Source organism: Bradyrhizobium sp. Mp27 (assembly GCF_029953005.1).
In the GTDB taxonomy this organism is placed as follows: domain Bacteria; phylum Pseudomonadota; class Alphaproteobacteria; order Rhizobiales; family Xanthobacteraceae; genus Bradyrhizobium; species Bradyrhizobium barranii.
The window spans coordinates 1-460 of the sequence record NZ_JASAUS010000633.1 but is presented as its reverse complement, the minus strand read 5'-3'; the positions used below and the strand labels follow the sequence as shown (position 1 = coordinate 460).

Genomic DNA, 460 nt, shown 5'->3' with positions numbered 1-460 from the left:
TGGCGAAGACGGCGTCGTACTGTCGCTCGACTCGACCTCGATTAAAGCTCACCGGTGTGCCTCCGGCGGAAAAGGGGGGAGCACAATCAAGCAATCGGCCGCTCGCGCGGAGGCCGCACGACAAAAATCCATGCGCTGAGCGATCCGCTCTGCCGGCCGGTCGTCCTGCATCTGACTCCAGGCCAGGATGCCGATATCGCTGCGGCTCCCGATGTCCTGGCGCTCGCGCCACCCATGAGCGTGCTCCTCGCCGACAAAGGGTATGATGGCGACAAGCTTCGCGGCGAAATCATTCGTCGTGGCGCCAAGCCCGTAATCCCCAATAAATCTAACCGTGTCGTCATCCATCGCTTCAACAAACGCGCCTACAAAGGACGAAATGTCATCGAACGCTGCTTTTGCAGGCTCAAGGACTTCCGGCGCATCGCCACGCGATATGACAAGCTCGCCCGTAATTTTT

At 59.6% G+C, this 460-nt stretch carries 1 pseudogene; it reads left to right on the top strand.

Annotated elements, in window-relative coordinates:
- Positions 1–460, top strand: a pseudogene (locus QJT78_RS52100) (IS5-like element ISBj2 family transposase); the annotation flags it as partial.